Source organism: Cellulomonas sp. P4_H4 (assembly GCF_056400865.1).
This window is the reverse complement of sequence record NZ_JBFUKL010000001.1, coordinates 1,021,005-1,041,387: the sequence shown is the minus strand read 5'-3', so window position 1 is coordinate 1,041,387 and position 20,383 is coordinate 1,021,005. Positions and strand designations below refer to the sequence as shown.

Annotated in this window: 18 protein-coding genes; 9 read left to right on the top strand and 9 right to left on the bottom strand. The window is 73.6% G+C overall.

What is annotated here, in order from left to right:
• The first annotated feature begins 101 nt into the window (after positions 1–101).
• Genes AC1DPN_RS05005 through AC1DPN_RS04980 form a run of 6 tightly spaced genes read left to right on the top strand, consistent with a single transcriptional unit; the run spans position 102 to position 6,890 of the window.
• Positions 102–1,316: a glycerophosphoryl diester phosphodiesterase membrane domain-containing protein gene (locus AC1DPN_RS05005; RefSeq protein ID WP_477083595.1), complete on the top strand. Its 1,215-nt coding sequence runs from the start codon at positions 102–104 to the stop codon at positions 1,314–1,316.
• Entirely contained in the window at positions 1,313–2,002 is a 690-nt protein-coding gene (locus tag AC1DPN_RS05000) for a DUF4129 domain-containing protein (RefSeq protein WP_477083594.1), read from the top strand. Before AC1DPN_RS05005 ends, AC1DPN_RS05000 begins: the two co-directional genes overlap by 4 nt.
• The gene (locus tag AC1DPN_RS04995) at positions 1,999–3,213 is read left to right on the top strand and encodes a DUF4350 domain-containing protein (protein ID WP_477083593.1); all 1,215 of its coding nucleotides are present in this window, start codon (positions 1,999–2,001) and stop codon (positions 3,211–3,213) included. The genes AC1DPN_RS05000 and AC1DPN_RS04995 overlap by 4 nt, the downstream gene beginning before the upstream one ends.
• Positions 3,207–4,391: an AAA family ATPase gene (locus AC1DPN_RS04990; RefSeq protein ID WP_477083858.1), complete on the top strand. Its 1,185-nt coding sequence runs from the start codon at positions 3,207–3,209 to the stop codon at positions 4,389–4,391. Before AC1DPN_RS04995 ends, AC1DPN_RS04990 begins: the two co-directional genes overlap by 7 nt.
• A gap of 16 nt (positions 4,392–4,407) precedes the next feature.
• Positions 4,408–5,700, top strand: a complete 1,293-nt coding sequence (locus AC1DPN_RS04985) for a DUF58 domain-containing protein (protein ID WP_477083592.1) — start codon at positions 4,408–4,410, stop codon at positions 5,698–5,700.
• Positions 5,701–5,729: 29 nt separating this feature from the next.
• On the top strand, positions 5,730–6,890 hold the full coding sequence (locus AC1DPN_RS04980; RefSeq protein ID WP_477083591.1) for a winged helix DNA-binding domain-containing protein: 1,161 nt from the start codon (positions 5,730–5,732) through the stop codon (positions 6,888–6,890).
• An 8-nt stretch (positions 6,891–6,898) separates the two neighbouring features.
• Here AC1DPN_RS04980 and AC1DPN_RS04975 read toward each other — a convergent pair whose 3' ends face one another.
• Positions 6,899–7,888 (bottom strand): stage II sporulation protein M, encoded by a 990-nt coding sequence (locus tag AC1DPN_RS04975; protein ID WP_477083590.1) that lies wholly within the window; start codon positions 7,886–7,888, stop codon positions 6,899–6,901.
• 76 nt (positions 7,889–7,964) lie between these two features.
• Here AC1DPN_RS04975 and AC1DPN_RS04970 point away from each other — a divergent pair, with 76 nt between their 5' ends.
• A complete protein-coding gene (locus AC1DPN_RS04970) occupies positions 7,965–8,786 on the top strand; it encodes an RDD family protein (protein WP_477083589.1) in 822 nt (273 codons plus the stop codon).
• Between the two features lie 34 nt (positions 8,787–8,820).
• Here the strand turns inward: AC1DPN_RS04970 and ahcY are convergent, their stop codons facing one another.
• The 6 genes from ahcY to AC1DPN_RS04940 form a co-directional block, all read right to left on the bottom strand.
• Positions 8,821–10,311: an adenosylhomocysteinase gene (gene ahcY / locus AC1DPN_RS04965; RefSeq protein WP_477083588.1), complete on the bottom strand. Its 1,491-nt coding sequence runs from the start codon at positions 10,309–10,311 to the stop codon at positions 8,821–8,823.
• A gap of 148 nt (positions 10,312–10,459) precedes the next feature.
• Positions 10,460–11,383 (bottom strand): cation diffusion facilitator family transporter, encoded by a 924-nt coding sequence (locus AC1DPN_RS04960; protein ID WP_477083587.1) that lies wholly within the window; start codon positions 11,381–11,383, stop codon positions 10,460–10,462.
• A complete protein-coding gene (locus AC1DPN_RS04955) occupies positions 11,383–11,598 on the bottom strand; it encodes a Trm112 family protein (RefSeq protein WP_477083586.1) in 216 nt (71 codons plus the stop codon). Before AC1DPN_RS04955 ends, AC1DPN_RS04960 begins: the two co-directional genes overlap by 1 nt.
• Entirely contained in the window at positions 11,595–13,067 is a 1,473-nt protein-coding gene (locus tag AC1DPN_RS04950) for a phosphomannomutase/phosphoglucomutase (protein ID WP_477083585.1), read from the bottom strand. Before AC1DPN_RS04950 ends, AC1DPN_RS04955 begins: the two co-directional genes overlap by 4 nt.
• A gap of 21 nt (positions 13,068–13,088) precedes the next feature.
• The gene (locus AC1DPN_RS04945; RefSeq protein ID WP_477083584.1) at positions 13,089–13,370 is read right to left on the bottom strand and encodes a hypothetical protein; all 282 of its coding nucleotides are present in this window, start codon (positions 13,368–13,370) and stop codon (positions 13,089–13,091) included.
• 1 nt (position 13,371) lies between these two features.
• Positions 13,372–13,737: a DUF3499 domain-containing protein gene (locus AC1DPN_RS04940; protein ID WP_477083583.1), complete on the bottom strand. Its 366-nt coding sequence runs from the start codon at positions 13,735–13,737 to the stop codon at positions 13,372–13,374.
• A 76-nt stretch (positions 13,738–13,813) separates the two neighbouring features.
• Here AC1DPN_RS04940 and AC1DPN_RS04935 point away from each other — a divergent pair, with 76 nt between their 5' ends.
• Both AC1DPN_RS04935 and AC1DPN_RS04930 read left to right on the top strand, forming a co-directional pair.
• A complete protein-coding gene (locus tag AC1DPN_RS04935) occupies positions 13,814–14,311 on the top strand; it encodes a metallopeptidase family protein (RefSeq protein ID WP_477083582.1) in 498 nt (165 codons plus the stop codon).
• 12 nt (positions 14,312–14,323) lie between these two features.
• Positions 14,324–15,196, top strand: a complete 873-nt coding sequence (locus AC1DPN_RS04930; RefSeq protein ID WP_477083581.1) for a glycosyltransferase family 2 protein — start codon at positions 14,324–14,326, stop codon at positions 15,194–15,196.
• A gap of 22 nt (positions 15,197–15,218) precedes the next feature.
• On the opposite strand, the gene AC1DPN_RS04925 is transcribed toward AC1DPN_RS04930, so the two are convergent.
• Positions 15,219–16,835 (bottom strand): DUF5719 family protein, encoded by a 1,617-nt coding sequence (locus AC1DPN_RS04925; RefSeq protein ID WP_477083580.1) that lies wholly within the window; start codon positions 16,833–16,835, stop codon positions 15,219–15,221.
• Positions 16,832–20,332: a glycosyltransferase family 2 protein gene (locus tag AC1DPN_RS04920; RefSeq protein ID WP_477083579.1), complete on the bottom strand. Its 3,501-nt coding sequence runs from the start codon at positions 20,330–20,332 to the stop codon at positions 16,832–16,834. Before AC1DPN_RS04920 ends, AC1DPN_RS04925 begins: the two co-directional genes overlap by 4 nt.
• Positions 20,333–20,383 lie beyond the last annotated feature (51 nt).

The window sequence follows — 20,383 nt, the reverse complement described above, 5'->3', positions numbered from 1 at the left end:
GCGTCCCGCGCACCTGCCGTCGTGGCACGATGATTCCTCCGCGGGGGCCTCGGAAGACGCTCCCGCGCGAATGCACAACGAGCCGAGGGAGCAGCGCTCGCATGACGAGCCCGCACGACGATGTGCCGCAGGAGCCGACGTGGGCCTCCCCGACCGGCCAGGGCCCCGCGACGCCGCCGCCCCCGGCGTACGGGCAGCAGCCTCCACCACCCCCGGTGTACGGGCAGCAGCCACCGCCTCCCTCGTACGGGCAGCCCCCGTCCTACGGCCAGCCGACGCCGCCCGGGTACGGGCAGCAGCCGCCTCCGGGCTGGGGAGGACCGCCGCCTGTCGTGCCGAGCTGGGGTCAGCCCACGACTCCGCCGGGAGCCGCCTGGCGGCCGCCCTCGCTGCAGCCCGGGATCATCCCGCTGCGACCGATCGGTCTGGGCGAGATCTACGACGGGGCCTTCCGTGCCATCCGAGCCAACCCGAAGGTCATGTTCGGCCTGTCGGCGATCGTCGTGACCATCGCCGTCGCGCTGCAGTCGCTCGTGTCCTGGTACGTCCAGGGCCTGCTCGCGCCGACCATCGCGGACCTCGCCCGGGAGGCCGACCCTGACGGGCTCTTCGGGTTCGAGGAGTCGTGGGGCTCGCTGTCCGGCACGTTCGCAGGCCTCCCGATCACGTCGCTCGCGACCACGGTGCTGACCGGGCTCCTGATCATCTCCGTCAGCAGGTCCGTGCTCGGCCAGGTGGTCTCCGTCGGGGACGTCGTGCGCTCGGGGCGCGTCTGGCTCGTCGTCGCGTTCTCCCTGCTGATGACCCTGCTGACGATCGTCGTCGCGGCGCTCGCCGCGGTGGTCGTGGTTCTCGCCGGTCTCGGAGGGAACGTCGGTCTCGTCGTCCTCACCGTGGTCGTCGTCCTCGCCGCCTACGTCGTCTTCACGTTCTGGATCACCGTGCGCACGCTCCTGGCCGCACCCGCACTGATGCTCGAGGGGAAGTCGTTCCTGCCGACGATCGGGCGGGCGTGGCGGCTGACGATCGGCAGCTTCTGGCGACTCCTCGGGATCTGGCTGCTGACGGCGATCCTGGCCACCGTGATCAGTGCCATCTTCACGTTCCCTGCCCAGCTGTTCACGCAGCTGTTCCTCGGAGACGTCGACGGCCGATCCTTCGGCTCCATCGTCATCAACGGGATCGCCAACGTGATCGCCCTGACGCTCTCGACGACGTTCGTCGCCGCGGTCACCGCGCTGCTCTACATCGACGTCCGGATGCGCCGCGAGGGCCTCGACGTCGAGCTCGCACGTGCCGCGGAGCAGACCGCGTGATCCTGTCGGCCTGGGCGGTGAGCGGTGCAGCCCGGCTGCCTGCCACCGTCCCGGTCGACCCGGACGCCGAGACGGCGCGGCGCTGGGCCCGCGACGAGCTCCTCGACCCGATCTACCACGAGCGTCCCTCGCTGCTCAGCCAGATCATCGCGTGGGTCCAGGAGCAGCTGTCGGGCATCACCTCGTCCGGCTCGCTCTCGTCGGCCGCACTCGTCGCCGTGGTGCTCCTGATCGTCGCCGCCGTCGCCCTGGCGTTCCTCATCAACGGCCCGGTGCGCAGGGCGCGGCGGGCAGGTTCTGCGCGTGGCGTCCTCGATGTCGACGACGCCCGCACGTCGGACCAGATCCGCCGCTCGGCCGACGCGGCGGCGAGCGCCCAGAACTGGGACCTCGCGGTGGTCGAGCGGTTCCGGACGATCGTGCGCAGCCTCGAGGAGCGCACGGTCCTCGACGAGCGCGCCGGACGGACCGCGCACGAGGCGGCCGAGGCCGCGGCAGGCCGACTGCCCGACCTCGGCTCCGACCTGGTCTCCGCCGGACGGCTGTTCGACGCGGTCGCCTACGGTCACGAGTCCGCCGCGTCGGACGACGACACCCGTCTGCGTGAGCTGGACGCGCGGGTCCGGGTCGCACGTCCTCTCGCACCGTTCGGTGCCGGCGACGCGGTGCTGAGCGGACCCCGATGAGCGCCTCGGTCGTCACGACCGCCGGACCGCCGGCACCGGTGGTGGGCGACGGGACCAGCGGGCGTTCACGGGCCGCGTCCCGGTGGCGCCGCTGGCGGCTCCCGTTGGGCATCGTCGGCCTCCTGTGCCTCGTCGGGCTGCTCGCGGCGCTGCCCAAGCCGGCCACCACGACCGAGTCGCTCGCACCGGACAACCCCGCCGCCGAGGGCGCACGCGCCGCGGCGCAGATCCTGGGCGACCAGGGGGTCGACGTGCGTTACGTCCGCAGGATCGCGGACGTCGAGCGCCTCGCCGGTCCCGGCACCACGGTGCTCCTCGTCGGTGACAGCCAGATCGACACACCGCAGACGGACGTGCTCCGCTCGACCGGCGCCGACCTGGTGCTCGTCGATGCGGACTGGGCGGCCCAGGAGCTCACGGAGTCGCTCGTGTACGGCACGTCGTCGGGCGGCTTCGCGGAGACCCGCACCGCCGACTGCGACGACCCTGACGCGGTCGCGGCCGGCTCGATCACGGCGGGCGGGACCCTCCAGGCCACCGGTGCGGACACCGTCGTGTGCTTCCCGGAGCCCGGCACACCCACGGCCGGCGGCGGCGCCTACAGCGTCACGACGACGCCCGAGGGCCAGCGCGTCGCGGTCCTCACCGACCGTGCCCCGCTGACCAACGCGAGGCTCGCGGACGAGGGCAACGCCGCGCTGGTGCTGCGCATGCTCGGCCGGCACGAGCTGCTGGTCTGGTACATCCCGTCGCCGGAGGACCTGGACCCGATCGAGTCGAGCAGCCCACCGTCGGGCGACCTGGTCCCACCGGTCGTCGTGGTGCTGGGTTGGCAGCTGCTCCTCGTCGGTGCCGTGGCCGCCGTCTGGCGGGGTCGGAGACTCGGCCGCATCGTGACCGAGCGGCTGCCGGTGGTCGTCCGATCGGGCGAGACCACGCGTGGACGCGGCCGGCTCTACCGACGCGCACGCTCATACGGCCACGCGGCCGCTGCCCTGCGGGCCGGCGCCGCCGCACGGTCCTGCGCACGGCTCGGGCTGCCCCGTTCCGCACCTCCGCTGGTGGTGATCGACGCGCTGGCACGCGCGACCGGGCGCGCGCCCACGCAGATCGAGGCCCTGCTGTACGGGCCGCCACCCACGAACGACCTCGGGCTCGCGCAGCTGGCGCGGGACCTGGACCATCTCGAGAGCGAGGTTCACCGATCGTGAGCGACGACAGCCCGCAGTGGCCGCCGACAGCGCCGCCCGTCCCGTTCGGGTCGCCGCCTGCACCCGCGCCCCAGCCCGCGGCCCCGCCGGCGCCCCGTCACCAGTCGGACGCCGCGCCGCCCGCGAGCTCGGCGGGATACCCACCCGCGCCCGCACCGTCCGCCCAGCCGGCGCCCCCGGCGCCCCCGGCGCCCACGGCGCCCGCCCGACCCGCGTCGTCGAGCCCCTCGCACGAGCTGCGGGCGGCTCTCGCGGCGGTGCGCGCCGAGGTGTCCAAGGCCGTCGTGGGCCAGGACGCGGCGGTGAGCGGGCTGGTGATCGCCCTGCTGTGCCGCGGTCACGTCCTGCTCGAAGGTGTCCCGGGCGTCGCCAAGACGCTGCTCGTCCGCACCCTGTCCGCAGCACTCGACCTGCAGACCAAGCGCGTGCAGTTCACGCCCGACCTCATGCCCGGTGACGTCACCGGCTCGCTCGTCTACGACGCGCGGACCGCCGAGTTCTCGTTCCGCGAGGGTCCGGTCTTCACCAACCTGCTGCTGGCCGACGAGATCAACCGGACGCCGCCCAAGACGCAGGCCTCGCTGCTCGAGGCCATGGAGGAGCGGCAGGTCTCGGTCGACGGGACGCCGCGGCCGCTGCCGGACCCGTTCCTGGTCATCGCGACGCAGAACCCCGTCGAGTACGAGGGCACCTACACGCTCCCGGAGGCTCAGCTCGACCGCTTCCTGCTCAAGCTGGTCCTCGACCTGCCGGAGCGCGACGAGGAGATCGAGGTGCTCCGACGGCACTCCGCCGGCTTCGACCCGCGCGACCTGCGCGCAGCCGGCGTGCGGCCGGTGGCGTCGGCGGCGATGCTCGCCGCCGCGCGTGCCGAGGTCGCCCAGGTGCAGATGGCCCCCGAGGTCCTCGGCTACACCGTCGACGTCTGCCGGGCGACCCGTCGGTCCCCGTCCCTGTCGCTGGGCGTCTCGCCGCGTGGCGCCACCGCGCTGCTCGGCACCTCGCGTGCGTGGGCGTGGCTCTCGGGCCGCAGCTACGTGACGCCGGACGACGTGAAGGCGCTCGCCCACCCGACGCTGCGGCACCGCGTCCAGCTGCGCCCAGAGGCCGAGCTCGAGGGCGTCAGCACGGAGAGCGTCCTGGACACGGTCCTCGCGTCCGTGCCCGTACCTCGATGACACCGGTGCGCGGCTGATGGCGGTCACCTGGCGGGCGGTCGCGCTCGCCGCAGCCGGGATCGTGGCGGTCGTCCTGTTCCCCGCGACCGGCACGGTCCTCCTCTGGGCCGTGCTGGTGGTCGTCGCGTGCGCGGCGGACACCGTGCTCGCCGCGTCGCCCCGCCAGGTGGCCGTCACGCGCGAGCTTCCGGCGTCGGTCCGGTTGACCGAGCCCGCACGCTCGACGCTCACGCTCACGAACGTGGGCGGACGCCGGCTGCGTGCGCTCGTGCGCGACGCGTGGCCCCCGTCGAGCGGCGCCGAGCTGAACCGGCACCGCGTCGACGTCCGCCCGGGCGACGGGCGACGCGTCGTGACGACGCTGCTGCCGACCCGGCGCGGCGATGCGCACGCCGACCGGGTCACGATCCGCACGTTCGGCCCGCTCGGGGTGGCGGGCCGACAGGCGTCGCTGACCGTGCCGGGCCGGCTGCGTGTGCTGCCCGAGTTCGCGTCGCGCAAGCACCTGCCGAGCCGCCTGGCCCGCCTGCGCGAGCTCGACGGACGCGCCGCGGTGCAGGTGCGTGGCCCCGGGACGGAGTTCGACTCGCTCCGGGAGTACGTCATCGGCGACGACGTGCGCTCGATCGACTGGCGTGCGACGGCGCGCCGGGCCGACGTGGTCGTGCGGACCTGGCGCCCGGAGCGCGACCGTCGGGTGCTGATCGTCCTCGACACGTCACGGACCTCCGCGGTCCGTGTGCAGGACGCCCCGCGGGTCGACGCGTCGATCGAGGCGGCGCTCCTGCTCGCGGCCCTCGCGACCCGCGCCGGCGACCGGGTCGAGCTGATCGTGTACGACCGCACGGTCCGCGGCCGGGTCGCCGGCCAGAGCGGCCCCCGGGTCATGCCGGCCTTCGCGGACGTCCTCGCCCTCGCCGAGCCGCAGCTCATCGAGGCGGACTGGCCAGGCATCGTCGCGCAGGTGCGGCAGCGGTTGAGCCAGCGGTCGCTCGTCGTGCTGCTGAGCTCGCTGGACCCGGCTGCCGTCGAGCACGGGCTGCTCGGCGTCGTGGGCCAGCTCTCCGAACGGCACCAGGTGGTCCTCGCCTCGGTCGCGGACCCCGAGGTGGACGCGCTGCGCACGGTCCGGCACGACGCCGAGGCGATCTTCGACGCCGCCGCGGCCGAGCGCGTGGGCCTCGAGCGTGCCGCGGTGGCCGTACGGCTGCGCCAGCGTGGGGTCGAGGTCCTGGACTCCCTGCCGGACCATCTCGCACCGGCCCTGGCCGACCTCTACCTCGCGCTCAAGGCCGCCGGTCGGCTCTGACGTGGGCGGCTGCCGATAAGGTTCGGGCGGTGGCCACACCTGCTCCCGGGGACCTGCTCTCCCCCGCCCAGCTGAACCGAGCACTCCTGGCTCGCCAGCACCTGCTGGACCGGCACCGCGGTCCCGCCCTCGAGGTCGTCGAGCACCTGGTCGGCCAGCAGGCGCAGAACGCCTGGTCGCCGTACGTCGGCCTGTGGAGCCGCGTCGCCGGGTTCCGGCACGACGAGCTGGGCGACGCGTTCTGGAACCGCACCGTGACTCGCATCGCGGTCATGCGGGGCACGATCCACCTGGTCACACGCGCTGACGCCCTCCTGCTCCCCGGGCTCACCGCTCCCCTGTACGAGCGCGACCTGCGCACCAACGCCCAGCACTCGCAGGCCCTGCGCACGCTCGACGTCACCGAGGTCACGGCCGCTGCGCGTGCGCTGGTCGAGGTCGAGCCGCGGGTCACGACCGAGCTGGGCCGCCTGCTCGCCGAGCGCTGGCCGGACGTCGCGCCCGCCACGCTCGCATACGCGGCCCGCGACACCCTGCCCCTCGTGCAGGTCCCGCCGCGTGGTGTGTGGGGCAGGTCGGGCGCGACGACCTGGACCACCGCGACGACCTGGTTCGGGGCGGCCATGACGGACCTCTCGGACCCGGACGTGCTCGCGTTCGAGCAGGAGCGGTTCGTCCTGCGGTACCTGCGCGCGTTCGGGCCTGCGTCCGTCGCCGACGTGCAGAGCTGGTCCGGGTTGGGCGGCCTGCGCGCGGTCGTCGACCGGCTCGGGGACCGCATCGTGCGGTACCGCGCGGACCCGTCCCCGGGCGCCGTCCGGACGCGCGAGCTCGTGGACGTCGTGGACGGACCGATGCCCGACCCGAGCACGCCTGCGCCGGTGCGCTTCCTGCCCGACTACGACAACGTCCTGATCGGCCACGCCGACCGGACGCGCATCATCTCCGACGAGCACCGGCGGTCGCTGCAGAGCCCGAACGGCGTCATCCCCTCGACCTTCCTGCTGGACGGGCGGGTGGCCGGAACGTGGGCCGTGTCCCGCGACCGTGGCGAACCGGGGACGCTCACGGTCCGCCCGTTCGCACCGGTGTCGGCCGCCGACAGGCTCCTGATCGCGCAGGAGGCGGAGCGCCTGGTCCGGTTCATGGCCGACCAGGCGGACTCGCATCAGGTCGTGATGACCGACTGACGCCGGCCTCAGCCCGCCATCGCCAGCACGTAGCCCGCACGGTCGGCCTCGAGGTCGCCGGTCTCGCCGTCCCGCACGGCACGCCGGCCGAGCACGATCGTGTAGACCCAGAACGCGGTCACCGCGAGCACCCCGAGCGCGATCTTCACGGCCCAGGGCATCGTCGAGCCCGTCACGAAGCCCTCGATCACGCCCGAGACCGCCAGCGTGCCGACGAGGCCGATCGCGACCGTGATCAGGGCGCGCCCTTCCTGCGCGAGCGCCCTCGACCGTGTGCGCGGGCCGGGGACGAGCCAGGTCCAGAAGATCCGCAGGCCCGCGGCACCCGCCACGAAGACCGAGGTGAGCTCGAGCAGCCCGTGCGGGGCGATGCTCTGCAGGAACACGTCGAGCTGCCCGTGGGCCGCCATCATCCCGCCCGTGGCGCCGACGGAGATCGCGTTCGTGACCTGGAAGTACAGCGGCAGGATCCCGGTGATCCCCGTCGCTATGCAGACGGCCGTGAGCCACGCGTTGTTGGTCCACACGACCGCGGCGAACCCGGCGCCCGGGTCGTAGTACTGCTGGAACATCTCGTCGACGTACTGCTGCTGCTGAGCAGGGGTGCCCATCAGCGCGAGCGCCTCGGGCTGGGTGGCGACCCACCAGCCGGAGACCGTCGCCAGCACGACGAAGCCGAGGGCCACCGCGACGGTCCACCACCGGATGCGGTAGAGCGCGGCCGGGAGCGAGACGACGACGAACCGTGTGACGTCACGCCAGCTGGCCTGGTGCGAGCCGGCGACCGCGGCGCGACCGCGTGCGACCAGCTGCGAGAGCCGGGTGACCGTCGCGGGGTCGGGTGCACTGGACCGGATGACCGAGAGGTCGGTGGCCGCGGCCTGGTAGAGGCGCACGAGCTCGTCGGCCTCGCCCCCGGTGAGCCGGCGTCGACGCGCGAGCTCGTCGAGCCGCGCCCACGCGCCTGCGCGCACCCGCTCGTACGCATCCAGGTCCATGCGCACAGCCTGCCATCCCGGGGGCGTGAGCAGCGGCTACTCTGCGGCAGGAGCACCACGAAGGGGTCACGACGGCATGGGCGGTATGGACGGCATCATCATCGGCGAAGGCGTCGTCCTCGACGCCAGGCCGACGTCGTCGGCGGTCCGGCTGCTCGCGGCCCTGATCGACCTCGCGGTCCTCGTCGCCGTCGTGCTCTTCGTGATCAGCCCCGCGACGAGCCTGCTGTCGGGCAACGAGGACACGGCTCGCATCACGGCGGTGATCGTGCTGGCGACGATCACGGTGTTCATCCCGACCACCGTGGACACGCTCACCCGCGGCCGCTCGCTCGGCAAGCTCGCCATGGGGATCCGGATCGTGCGTGACGACGGTGGACCGATCGTGTTCCGCCAGTCGCTCGTCCGGGCGCTCGTCGGCATCGTCGAGCTCTGGATGACGCTCGGCTCGGTCGCGCTGATCTGCTCGACCGTGAACCCGCAGGGCAAGCGCGTCGGCGACATCCTGGCCGGGACGTACGCCGTGCGCGTCCGGGGTTCGGCACCCCAGCGACCGCCGCTCATGATGCCGCCGATGCTCGCAGGCTGGGCGCGCTCCGCGGACATCGCCCGGCTGCCCGACGGGCTGGTCCTGTCCGCGCGTCAGTTCCTGGGCCGCACGGCCACCCTGCACCCGGGCTCCCGCGTCCAGCTGGGATCACGGCTGAGCGTGGAGATGGAGCAGTACGTCAACCCGTTGCCGCCGCCCGGTACCCACCCGGAGGCCTTCCTCGCCGCGGTGCTCACCGAGCGCCGCGACCGGGAGTACCTCGCGCTGCAGCGAGCCGGGTACCGGGATGCCGTCGAGGCGACGCAGCTGCACCGCCTCCCCCACGGCATCCCGGACCCGCTCAACTGACGTCGGACGAACCCTGCCCGTCCGTCGGGGCTTGTCAGTACCGGTAGTGCTCCGGCTTGTACGGTCCGGCGGCGTCGATGCCGAGGTACTCCGCCTGCGACTTGGTCAGCTCGGTCAGCCGGACGCCGAGCGCGTCGAGGTGCAGCCGTGCGACCTTCTCGTCGAGCACCTTGGGCAGCCGGTAGACCTCGCGGGCGTACTCGCCGGGCTTCGTGAACAGCTCGATCTGTCCGATGACCTGGTTCGAGAACGAGTTGCTCATGACGAACGACGGGTGACCCGTGGCGTTCCCGAGGTTGAGCAGCCGGCCCTCGGAGAGCACGATGATCGACCGCTCCGGACGCCCCGCACCGCCGGGGTCCGCGGGGAACGTCCACTCGTGCACCTGGGGCTTGATCTCGGTCCGCGTGATGCCGGGGACGGCGGCGAGGCCGGCCATGTCGATCTCGTTGTCGAAGTGCCCGATGTTGCCGACGACGGCCTTGTCCTTCATCGCCGCCATCTGCGCGGCCGAGATGACGTCCTTGTTGCCCGTCGTCGTGATGAAGAAGTCGGCCTGGTCGAGGACGTCGTCGAGCAGGGCGACCTGGAACCCGTCCATCGCCGCCTGCAGGGCGCAGATCGGGTCGACCTCGGACACGATCACGCGCGCGCCCTGGCCACGGAACGCCTCGGCCGCGCCCTTGCCCACGTCGCCGTAGCCCGCGACGAACGCGACCTTGCCGCCCATGAGGACGTCGGTGGCGCGGTTGATGCCGTCGGGCAGCGAGTGGCGGATGCCGTACTTGTTGTCGAACTTCGACTTGGTGACGGAGTCGTTGACGTTGATCGCCGGGAAGAGCAGGCCGCCGACCTCGGCGAGCTGGTACAGGCGGTGCACGCCCGTGGTCGTCTCCTCGGTGACGCCCTTGATCTCGGCCGCGATCGTGGTCCACCGCTGCGGGTCGGCCGCGAGCGAGGCCCGGAGCGTGTCGAGGATGACGGTCAGCTCCTCGGAGTAGTCCGCGTCGCCCGGCTGCGGGTTGCCGGGAACCGCGCCGGCCGCCTCGTACTCGACGCCCCTGTGCACGAGGAGCGTGGCGTCCCCACCGTCGTCGAGGATCATGTTCGGCCCGGCGCCGCCCGGCCAGACGAGGATCTGCTCGGTGCACTCCCAGTACTCCTGCAGCGACTCGCCCTTCCAGGCGAACACCGGCACCCCGGCAGGCGCGTCGACGGTCCCGGACGGGCCCACGACGATCGCCGAAGCGGCCTCGTCCTGCGTCGAGAAGATGTTGCACGACGCCCAGCGGACCTCGGCGCCGAGCGCGACGAGCGTCTCGATCAGCACCGCTGTCTGCACCGTCATGTGCAGCGACCCTGCGATGCGCGCGCCCGCGAGCGGCTGGGTGGGACCGAACTCGGCGCGCAGGGCCATGAGGCCGGGCATCTCGTGCTCGGCGAGCCGGATCTGGTGGCGGCCTGCCTCGGCCAGCGTCAGGTCGCGGACCTTGTAGCGACCGGGAACCTCGGAGAACGTGGACATCTCACTCCTGACGGGTGCGCAGCGATGGGCATTCCAAAGGCACAGCGCGGCTGCCCGTGGAAACCACGGGTGCCACACGCCGGCGCAACCCCTCTGGGTCTGCGGGCATCACCCACGCCGTCCGGGCCATGCTAACCACGCATTCCCGCTAGACGGAGGTGCGTCGCAGATCCGGTTCGAGATAGATGACCCTCGCGATCGGCACTGCCGCCCGCACCCGCTGCTCGGCGGCGTCGATCGCCGCCGCGACGTCGGCGGCGCTCGTCGCACCGTCGACCTCGATCTTGGCCGCCACGAGCAGCTCCTCCGGACCCAGGTGCAGGGTGCGCAGGTGGATCACCGACGCGACCCCGGGGCCGACGAGGGCCGTGTTGATCGCCTCGACGTCCTTCGCCGTGGCCGACTCACCGAGCAGCAGCGACTTGGTCTCGAGAGCCAGCACGATCGCGATGAGCACCAGCAGGAGGCCGATCCCCGCGGTGCCGAGGGCGTCGAACTTGCCGTTGCCCGTGATGAGGGTCAGCGAGACACCGAAGAACGCCAGGACGAGGCCGATCAGCGCGCCGAAGTCCTCCAGGAGGACGACGGGCAGCTCGGGCGCCTTCGCGGTCCTGATGAACGAGACCCACGACTGCTTGCCACGGACCTGGTTCGACTCCTTGATCGCCGTCCGGAACGAGAAGCCCTCGAGGAGCATCGACGCACCCAGGACGACCAGCGGGACCCACCACCAGCGACCCTCGATCGGGTGCGGGTCCTGCCACTTGTGCCAGGCCTCGTAGAGGGCGAACAGGCCACCCAGCGAGAACAGGACGATCGAGACGATGAACGAGTAGACGTACCGCTCGCGGCCGTAGCCGAAGGGGTGGTCGACGTCCGCCTCACGCCGCGCCCGCTTCCCACCGACAAGCAGGAGCAGCTGGTTGCCCGAGTCCGCGAGCGAGTGCACGGACTCGGCCAGCATCGAGCTGGAGAGCGTCAGCAGGTACGCGATGAACTTGGTGATCGCGATGCCCAGGTTGGCCGCGAGTGCGGCCAGGATCGCGCGGGTCCCGCCGCCCTCGTGCGCCATCAGCCGCGCCGGACGGGGACGCCCTCGTCGACGAGGAGCACCGGGATGCCGTCGCGCACGGGGTAGGCCAGCGGGTTGTCCGGGTCGGTCGAGACGAGCGTGGGCTCGCCGTCGGGGCCGACGCCGTCCACGAGGGTCGCACCCGTCACCGGGCAGCGCAGCAGCTCGCGCGCCCAGGAGTCGAGCACCCGCGGGTCACCGTGTCCGTCGCTCATGCCTGCTCCTCCCGCACGAGGCCCAGGACGTCGTCCCTGACCTTCTCCATGACGTCCTCGTCGACCGCCTCGACGTTCAGACGCAGCAGCGGCTCGGTGTTCGACGCGCGCAGGTTGAACCACCACTGCGGGTGGCCGTCCCAGTGCGACACGGTGAGGCCGTCCAGCTCGTCGACGACGACCGGACCCGCTCCCTGCTGCGTCACGTAGGCGTCGACCACGCGCTCGCGGGCGGCCGCCACGTCGCTGACGCGGGAGTTGATCTCCCCGCTGGCCGAGTACGGCTGGTACTGGTCGGCCAGGGCCGACAGCGGGTGCGGCTGACCGCCGAGCGCGGCGAGCACGTGCAGCGCGGCGAGCATCCCGGTGTCCGCGAAGAAGAAGTCGCGGAAGTAGTAGTGGGCGCTGTGCTCGCCACCGAAGACCGCGTCGTTCTGCGCCATCTCGGCCTTGATGAACGAGTGGCCCACGCGCGTCCGGACGGTCGTCGCTCCGGCGGCACCCAGCAGGTCAGGAACCACCTGCGACGTGATCAGGTTGTGGATCACGGTCGGCGTCCGTCCCGCGGCACGCTCCCGAGCGACCTCGCGCAGACCGACCAGGGCGGTGATCGCGGACGGGCTCACGGGGTCGCCGTGCTCGTCGATGACGAAGCACCGGTCCGCGTCGCCGTCGAACGCCAGACCGAGGTCCGCGTCGTGCTCGACGACCGCCGCCTGCAGGTCGCGCAGGTTCTCGGCCTCCAGCGGGTTGGCCTCGTGGTTCGGGAACGTGCCGTCGAGCTCGAAGTAGAGCGGCACGATGTCGAGCGGCAGCGCCGGCAGCCCGGCACCGGTGCCCAGGACGGCCGGCGCGGTGAACCCGCCCATGCCGTTCCCCGCGTCGACGACGACCTTGAGCGGCCGGATCTCGGAGAGGTCGACGAGCGAGCGCAGGAACGCCGCATAGTCGGCGAGCATGTCCTGGTCGGTCACGGTGCCGACCTCCTCGGGACCGACCAGCGGGAGCTCGCCGCTCGCCAGGTAGTCGCCCGCAAGCTCCCGGACCTGGGTCAGGCCGCTCTCCTGGCCCACGGGGCGCGCGCCCCTGCGGCACAGCTTGATGCCGTTGTACTGCGCCGGGTTGTGGCTCGCCGTGAACATCGCGCCGGGGATGTCGAGCGCGCCCGAGGCGTAGTACAGGCCGTCGGTGGAGGCCAGGCCGATCCGGACCACGTCGACGCCACGAGCCGCGAGACCGTCGGCGAAGGCCGTGACGAGCTCGGGGCCGGACGGACGCATGTCGTTGCCGATCACGACACGGGGGCGGCCTTCGGCCTCGGGGATCACCACGACGTCGGCGAACGCCGCACCGATCGCTCTCGCGACCGCCGGGTTCAGCTCCTCGGGGACGACACCCCGGACGTCGTAGGCCTTGATCAGGGCAGACAGATCGACGCGGTCAGCTGCAGGGGAGGTCACGGGCGTCATGCTACCCGGCAAGGATTTCCTCTAGCTGCCGGTCTCAGTGCCCATGACCTCGTCGCGCGACAGCGGTGTTCCGAGTCCGTCGAGAGGGAACCAGTTGCGCTGCTCGCACTCCGGGCAGGACACGAAGATCACCTGCCTGCCGGAGGTCAGCGCCATGCGGATCCGCGTCAGCCGGGTCTCGCCGCACCGCAGGCACGCCTCGGTGCCGGGCACGGCCAGCCCACTGGGCTGGCTGATCGAGCCGAGCGGCTCGGACGCCTGCTGAGCCCGCGCGCGAGCCGCATCCCCCTTACGTCGAGCCACGTCAGCCCTCGCCTCGCAGGACCCGCAGATGGCCGCGACGCGGCGCTTCGGCGAGGGCGGACCCGACCGCCTCGGGGAGCGGCTCCTCCTGCGGCGGGCGACCGGCCTCGCGCACGGCGTCCGCAAGTGCGAGCAGGTCGTCGCGGCTCGGTGCCGCGGGCGTGAACTCGGGGGTCAGCCGGACGACCTCCCAGCCTCGGGGGGCGGTGAGGCGCTCGGCGTGCTCGATGCACAGSTCGTACGAGTGCGGCTCTGCCTGCTGCGCGAGCGGGCCGAGCACCGCCGTCGAGTCGGCGTACACGTACGTCAACGTGGCCACGGCCGGACGGCCGCACGCGGTGCGCGTGCACTGCCTCACAGATCTCACGGGCTGACGGTACCCCCGGCGCCCGACACGCCGCGGTCCCCCACGCCGACGTCCGGCCGCGATCTACAGTTCTGCCATGAGCACCTCGCCTCCGCCACCCGCCCGGCGCACCGCCGCACAGGGCCGGCGGACCATGGCGGTGCCGTCGATCGCGGTCCAGCCCGTGCGGCGTCGCGACCGTCGCGGCCGAGGCCCCCGCGGACCCCTGCTGCCGAGCTCGATGCCTGCCTACCGCACGCGAGCCGAGCGGTTCGACGACTTCGTGCTCGACGCCGTCGAGCGCATCGAGCGTCGCTGGGCCAAGCAGCTCAGCGGTACCGAGTTCGCGGTCGAGGACGTGCCGCCGTCGAACCCCGCCCCCTGGGAACGCGGCGGGGTCCCGCTGGGTCGCTACTTCCCCTCCGACGCCGGGCTGCCCGCCCGGATCGTGATCTACCGGCGGCCGGTCGAGTCGCGCGCGTCCGACCCCCTCGACATGGCCGACCTCGTGCGCGACGTCGTGGTCGAGCAGGTTGCCCACATGCTCGGCCGATCCCCGGACGACGTGGATCCTGACTACCGCGACGCGCACTAACCTGTCCGGACGATGAGTCGAGCAGTTCAGGACACCGATCCCCCCAGCGACATCCGTGTCGTCTGCGTCGTCTTCCATCCCGGTGACGAGCTCGCGACGTTCGCCCGCACCCTCGCCGCAGCCAGCGCCCGGCCCGTCGAGCTCGTGATCGTCGACAACGGGACCGACCAGAGCGTCTCCCGTGCGGTCGCCGACGAGTTCGGCGCGCAGCTCGTGGTCACGGGTGCGAACCTCGGCTACGGGAACGGCGCGAACCGCGGCGCCGACGGGTGCGAGTCGACGTGGCTGCTCGTCGCGAACTCCGATCTCGAGTGGGAACCCGGCTCGCTCGACACTCTCGTCACGGCGGCGTCAGCCGACCACCGGGTCGGGTCCGCCGGCCCCGCCCTCCTCAACACCGACGGCACCGTGTACCCGTCGGCGCGCGCCCTGCCGTCCCTCACGCAGGGCGCCGGGCACGCGCTCTTCGTGAAGGTGTGGCCCGGCAACCCGTGGACCCGCCGGTACCTCGCCGAGCAGGAGGACGCGGGCGTGCAGCGCGAGGCAGGCTGGCTCTCCGGTGCCTGCCTGCTGCTGCGTCGTGAGGCTTTCGAGGACGTCGGCGGGTTCGACGACGGCTACTTCATGTTCTTCGAGGACGTCGACCTGGGTGAGCGGCTCGGCCGCGCCGGGTGGACCAACCTCTACGTCCCGGAGGCACGCGTCACGCACGTCGGCGGGACGTCCTGGCGGGCCAGACCGGCCAAGATGATCTCCGCCCACCACGCGAGCGCTGCGCGCTACGTGGCGCGTCGCTACGACCGTTGGTACCAGTGGCCGGTCCGACAGGCGGCCGTCGTCGCTCTGCGGCTGCGCGAGCGTTCGGAGCTCCGCGGGGCGGCGTGAGCCCGTTGCGACGACTCGGCGCCTAGCGGGTGCCCAGCCGCGGGTCCTCGCGCACGGCGACGCTCGGTGCCACGTGCGGGACCGTGACCGGGTCGAGGACCGAGAACAGCGTCCCGTCGTCGCGCGACACCCTGGCGACCAGCGCCCAGGAGAGAGCAACCTGGGCGTCCGAGTCGGTCGTGAGGTCGACACCGACGACTCCGGCGGACGGCGAGGCTGGTGCCGAGGGGTCCGCCGGCGCGACGTCGCCGGTCCCGGCAGCCAGGAAGTCGAGCGACCAGCTGCTCGTCGTGCCCGCAGGAATCCGCACCGTCCGCTCCGCCAGCACGACGCCGCCCGTGCCGAGCAGGCGCAGCGTGCCACTGGCAGAGCCGCCGGCCGCGAGGTCGTCCGCGTCCGAGACCGCGCCCAGCACGAGGGTGCCTCGCGTGCCGTCGGGGAGCGCGACGACGCCGCTTCGACCGGGGCTCGTGGAGGCGGCCCAGGCGCGTTCGACGCTCGGGACGTCGTCCAGAGCGCCGAGCGATCCAGGACGCGACATCACCGACGACGCCAGGACGGGGGCACCGGCGTCGACGACGACCGTGTAGCTGCCCCCGGGCAGGCCGCCCAGCGGCACGTCCGTGACCTCGCCGGGTGCGAGCGAGACGGTGTCGACGCCGGGCAGCTCGACCACGCCGTCCGGGCCGAGGATCGTCACCGTGGCGGCCGTCGCCGACTCCCCGGGGACGAGCAGGCGGAGAGCCGGGGCTGCCGGGTCGTCGACGCTGGACGTCACCACGGAGATGCCCGGGACCACCTGCCGGGTCGACGGCGGCACGCCCGGCACGACGAGCTCCGTACCGCCTGGCGTGAAGCCGTCGAGCACCGAGTCCTGCACGTGCACCCCGACGCGGCCGCCCGTCGCGACGACGTGCAGCCCGAGCCTGCGCTGCTCCGCCGCGATGCCGCCGAGCACGATCACGCGCTGCGCTCCGGGTGCGACGAGGTACCGCTCGCCCGTGAGGTCGACCTGGCCGTTCGGTCCCCAGACCTGCAGGGAGATCTCGGCGGGGGTCGTGCCGGGGTTGTCGAGGACGAGCTGCGCGGTGCTCGACAGGTCGGTGGCCCCGCCGAGCAGCCACGCGTCGGCGATCGGCTGCTGGCAGGACGCCGCGGCCAGCCCGCGCAGGTCACCTGCCGTGACGAGGCCGCTGCCCACCGCCGCGACCCGGGCCGGCGCGTCGGTGGGCTCGACATGCACGATCGAGGCCGACGGGACGATCGGGACCTGCAGCGCGTCGCCACCGGCATCCAGCGTCGCCCAGGTGGTCGACCGGTCCAGCGGGCCGACCGAACCGGCACCGCTCGGGTCGGCCGTGACCACCGTGACCGTGCTGATCGGGTCGACCGGTGTCGGGTCGAACTGCGAGTCACCACGGCCGGTGTCGTCGGGCAGGATCAGCGGCCCCGGGCAGACGAGCGTCGTCGCCGACGGTGGCACCGGCACCTGCGTTGCGGGGACGGTCGCGTCGGCGTCGTCGCCTGGCAGCCGTGTCCCGGCGGCCACGACCGCGACGGTCAGCCCGACGACGACGAGGCCCGAGGCGGCGCGGGCGGTCCTCCCCAGCCAGACGCGTGAGCGGGACGGTGCTGTCATGAGCGTCCGCTCCAGGTACGGCCGCCGCGACGCCGGCGAACCGGCACCGCGAGCAGCAGGGTCACGAGCAGGACGAGCGACTGGACGGCCAGCACGGGGGTCCGGTCGGGCCGGTCGTACTGCACGACGAGATCCCCGCCCGCGGCACCGATCTCGAACGTCTGGCGCCACCCGTCGTCGAGGGCGCGCAGCGGCTCGCCGTCGAGCGAGGCGTGCCAGTGCGGGTCCGCCCGCTCGGCCAGGACGAGGAGTCGCCCGGCGTCGCCGGAAGGAACGCTCGTGCTGATCGCCCGGTCGTCCGACGGCACGGCGACCGTTGCGACTGAGGCGTCCGCGACGTCGGTGCCGGCCGGAAGCAGCCTGGCCCACGACACCACCACGGTCGGCGCCTCGATCCCCGCGCCCGGCGCGGTCGCCTGGACGCGCCACAGCGTGCCCGCCGCGTTCGCGGTCACACGCTCGAGACCAGCGGTCGCGTCGAGCCGGCTGACCAGCTCGTCACGCGCCGCCCTCGCCACCTGGTTCTCGGCCACGGCACCCGGCAGAGCCGGGACGAGGACGTCGGCGACGCCGAGCGAGCCGAGCTCCCCCGCGACGTCGCCGCTCGCCGCGGTCGAGAGCCGCGCCACGAGCGCGTCGACCTCCTGCGTCGCCGCGTCGGCGGGGGCCGCTGTCGCGTCGGTCAGGTCGCCCTCGACCGTCCGCGTCCAGACCGCGGCCGACTGGTCGACGAGAGCGGGCCCGTCGCCACGCATCAGCTGCCACGTGGCGGTCGCACCGCCACCCTGCTGAGGAGCCGCGCTGACGGCGAGCACGCGGGACGCGGCAGGCGAGTCCTGCGCCTGCTGGCCCACAGCCGGGACGACCGGGCCGTCGAGGGTGCGCAGGGCGACCGCGTCGCCGGTGCGGGCCTGCCACGTCCATGTGCCGAGCCAGACGAGCGGGACCAGGACCGCCACCAGCGTGAGGAGCGCGGCGAGCAGCTGTCGCACGCCGAACGAGTAGCTCCCGAGGCGCTCGCGCAGCCGGTCCGTCCCGATGAGCGCTGCGGCGAGCAGTCCGGCGCCGGCCAGCGAGAGCGCAGGGCCGGACCAGCCGCGCACGAGCGAGCCGTCGTCCACGGCGACAGGCACGGCCACCACGACGGTCGCCGTGGCGAGCCCGAGGACGGCGATCGCCCACGCACCACGCACCGCGCCGGCCACGGGGGCACCGCGCAGGAGCGCCAGCACCGCGAGGAGCAGCACGACCGCCCCGGTCGCGAGCGGCAACGCGCTCGCGAGGCCGGCAGGCAGCTGGCCGCCGACGAGTGAGCTCGGGTCTCCCGGGACCCCCAGCAGACGGCTGACCGGGTCGGCCGCCGTCCCGGGGAGGGGCAGGCCCGGGTCGGCGATGAGCAGTCGCCAGCCGGGCAGTCCGCGGCCCGCAGCCTCGATCAGCGTGGGCGCGAGCAGCACGACCGCCGGGACCGCGGCCAGCAGGACCCGACCCCGGCGACGAGGCGCGCACAGAGCGGCGACGCACAGGGCGAGCACACCGGGGACGAGCAGGACGGGGGCGCCGGCCACGACGATCGCGAAGGCGAGCGCGGCACCGGCGGCCGCGGCGATCGAGCCCGTGGGGTCCGCCGCACCGACCCGCGCCAGGGGGACCACGGGCGTCTCACCGGAGTCGATCGCGACCCGGGGGTGCGGGAGCTCGGCGACCGAGTGCTCGTCGGCGTCGACGTCCTCGTCGTCCTCGTCGCGCCGGACCGTCGCCAACCCCGACAGGACCTGGTCGACGCGCTGCACCCCCACGGCGCGGGCGATCCCGAGGGCGACCCACGGCAGCGCCACGTGCGCGACGACGGCGCCGAGCCGGCCGGCACCGAGACCGAGCAGGAGCGCGGGCGCGGCGGCCCAGACCACGGCGGCCCAGGCGCGTACGCCGACGGACCGCGTGACCGCTCCGGACGCCGCCCAGGCGCTGACCCCTGCGAGCAGGACCGACCCGAGCAGGAGGAGCCCGACAGCAGCGGAGGACGAACCACCGGCCAGGGCCGTCGGGCCGACGAGCACGGTCAGCAGCGCGTCGGCCGGACCAGGCGCTCCGAGCCCACCGGACACCCAGCCCGAGGTCGCGGCGCTCCAGAGGTCGCCGAGCCGGGCCGTCGTCGGCACCAGGGCGTCACCGACGAGCTGCGCGCCGCCGACCACCGGGGCGAGCAGGGTCCCGAGCGCCACGGCCGTGACGACGGCGAGCCCGCCCACGAGGACCGCGAGGGTCGCGCGGCGCTTGCTCGCCAGCGCCGCGAGCTCACGCAGCTCCAGCTCGCTGGGCGCCTGCACGACACGACGGACCTCGGCGCGCGCGAGCCGGCGGTCGCGCGACTGCGACCAGACGTCGCGAAGCCCCGCCTGCAACGGGCGCAGCGCGCGCCGCGGAAGCCTGCGGGTGCGCGTCGCGCGGGACCGGGCGCGCAGCACGCCGGCGGGCCGGAGGAGGGCGACCAGGACGGAGCGCAGCTCGTCGACCGCGAGCCCCGGCTGCTTGGCGGCCAGCTGCCACAGCGACCGCACGAGCGCGCCGACGAGAGCGAGCACGGCGACGACCGGGACGAACGGCAGCGGCGCGGCGACGAGCCGACTGTGCACCAGCGCGCGGCGACGCGCGTCGAACGATCGACGCGGGTCGGCGGCGTCGTCCTCGCCGTCGCCGTCGAGGTCGGTCGGCACGCTCGACCCGAGCGTGCGCAGGCCCAGGTAGCCGGCTTGCGCGTGCCGCACGACGGCCGAGGGCACCACGATGACGCGGTGCCCCGCGAGACGGGCGCGTCTCGACAGGTCGAACCCGTCACCGAACGGTCCGAGCAGCGGGTCCGTGCCGTGCAGGTCGTCCCAGACGTCGCGCCTGACGAGCGCGCCCGCGAGCCCGACCCCGAGGACGTCGTCGCGACCGTCGTGCTGGCCCTGGTCGAGCTCACCGGGCTCGACGTCCGTCATCCGACGGCCCGAGCGCGACGTGCGCAGGCCGACCTCGAGCAGTCGCTCGGGATCGGTCCAGGTCCGCTGCTTGACGCCCGCGACCGCGACCGACGGCGCACGGCCGACCGCACGGACCAGCTCGGCGAGCGCGGTGTCTGCGGGCGCGCTGTCGTCGTGCAGCAGCCAGAGCCAGCTGGTGCCCGGACCGACCTCGGTGGCGAGCGCGCGGCGCACGGCGTGCCCGAAGGTGCGAGCACCGGGCGCGTGCACGAGATGGAGCGCGGGGGTCGGCGAGTCGAGGACAGCGCCGAAGATGCGGGAGAACACGGGGGCGACGGCGCCGTCCGGGTGCGTCGAGACGTCGACGAGGAAGACACGCAGCGGACGACGCGTCTGCGCCGCGAGCGCGGCGAGGGTCGCCTCGAGGTAGTGGGTGTGGCCGCGGGTGACGACGACCGCCGACACCGGCGTCGTGACCGGTGTCGAGGAGGTCGCCGTGGAGACATCCACGGGCTGGAGCGTGTCAGTCATGCTCGGAACATGGTGCGGCAGTGCCTGCGAGAGCCCGGGACCGACACGCCC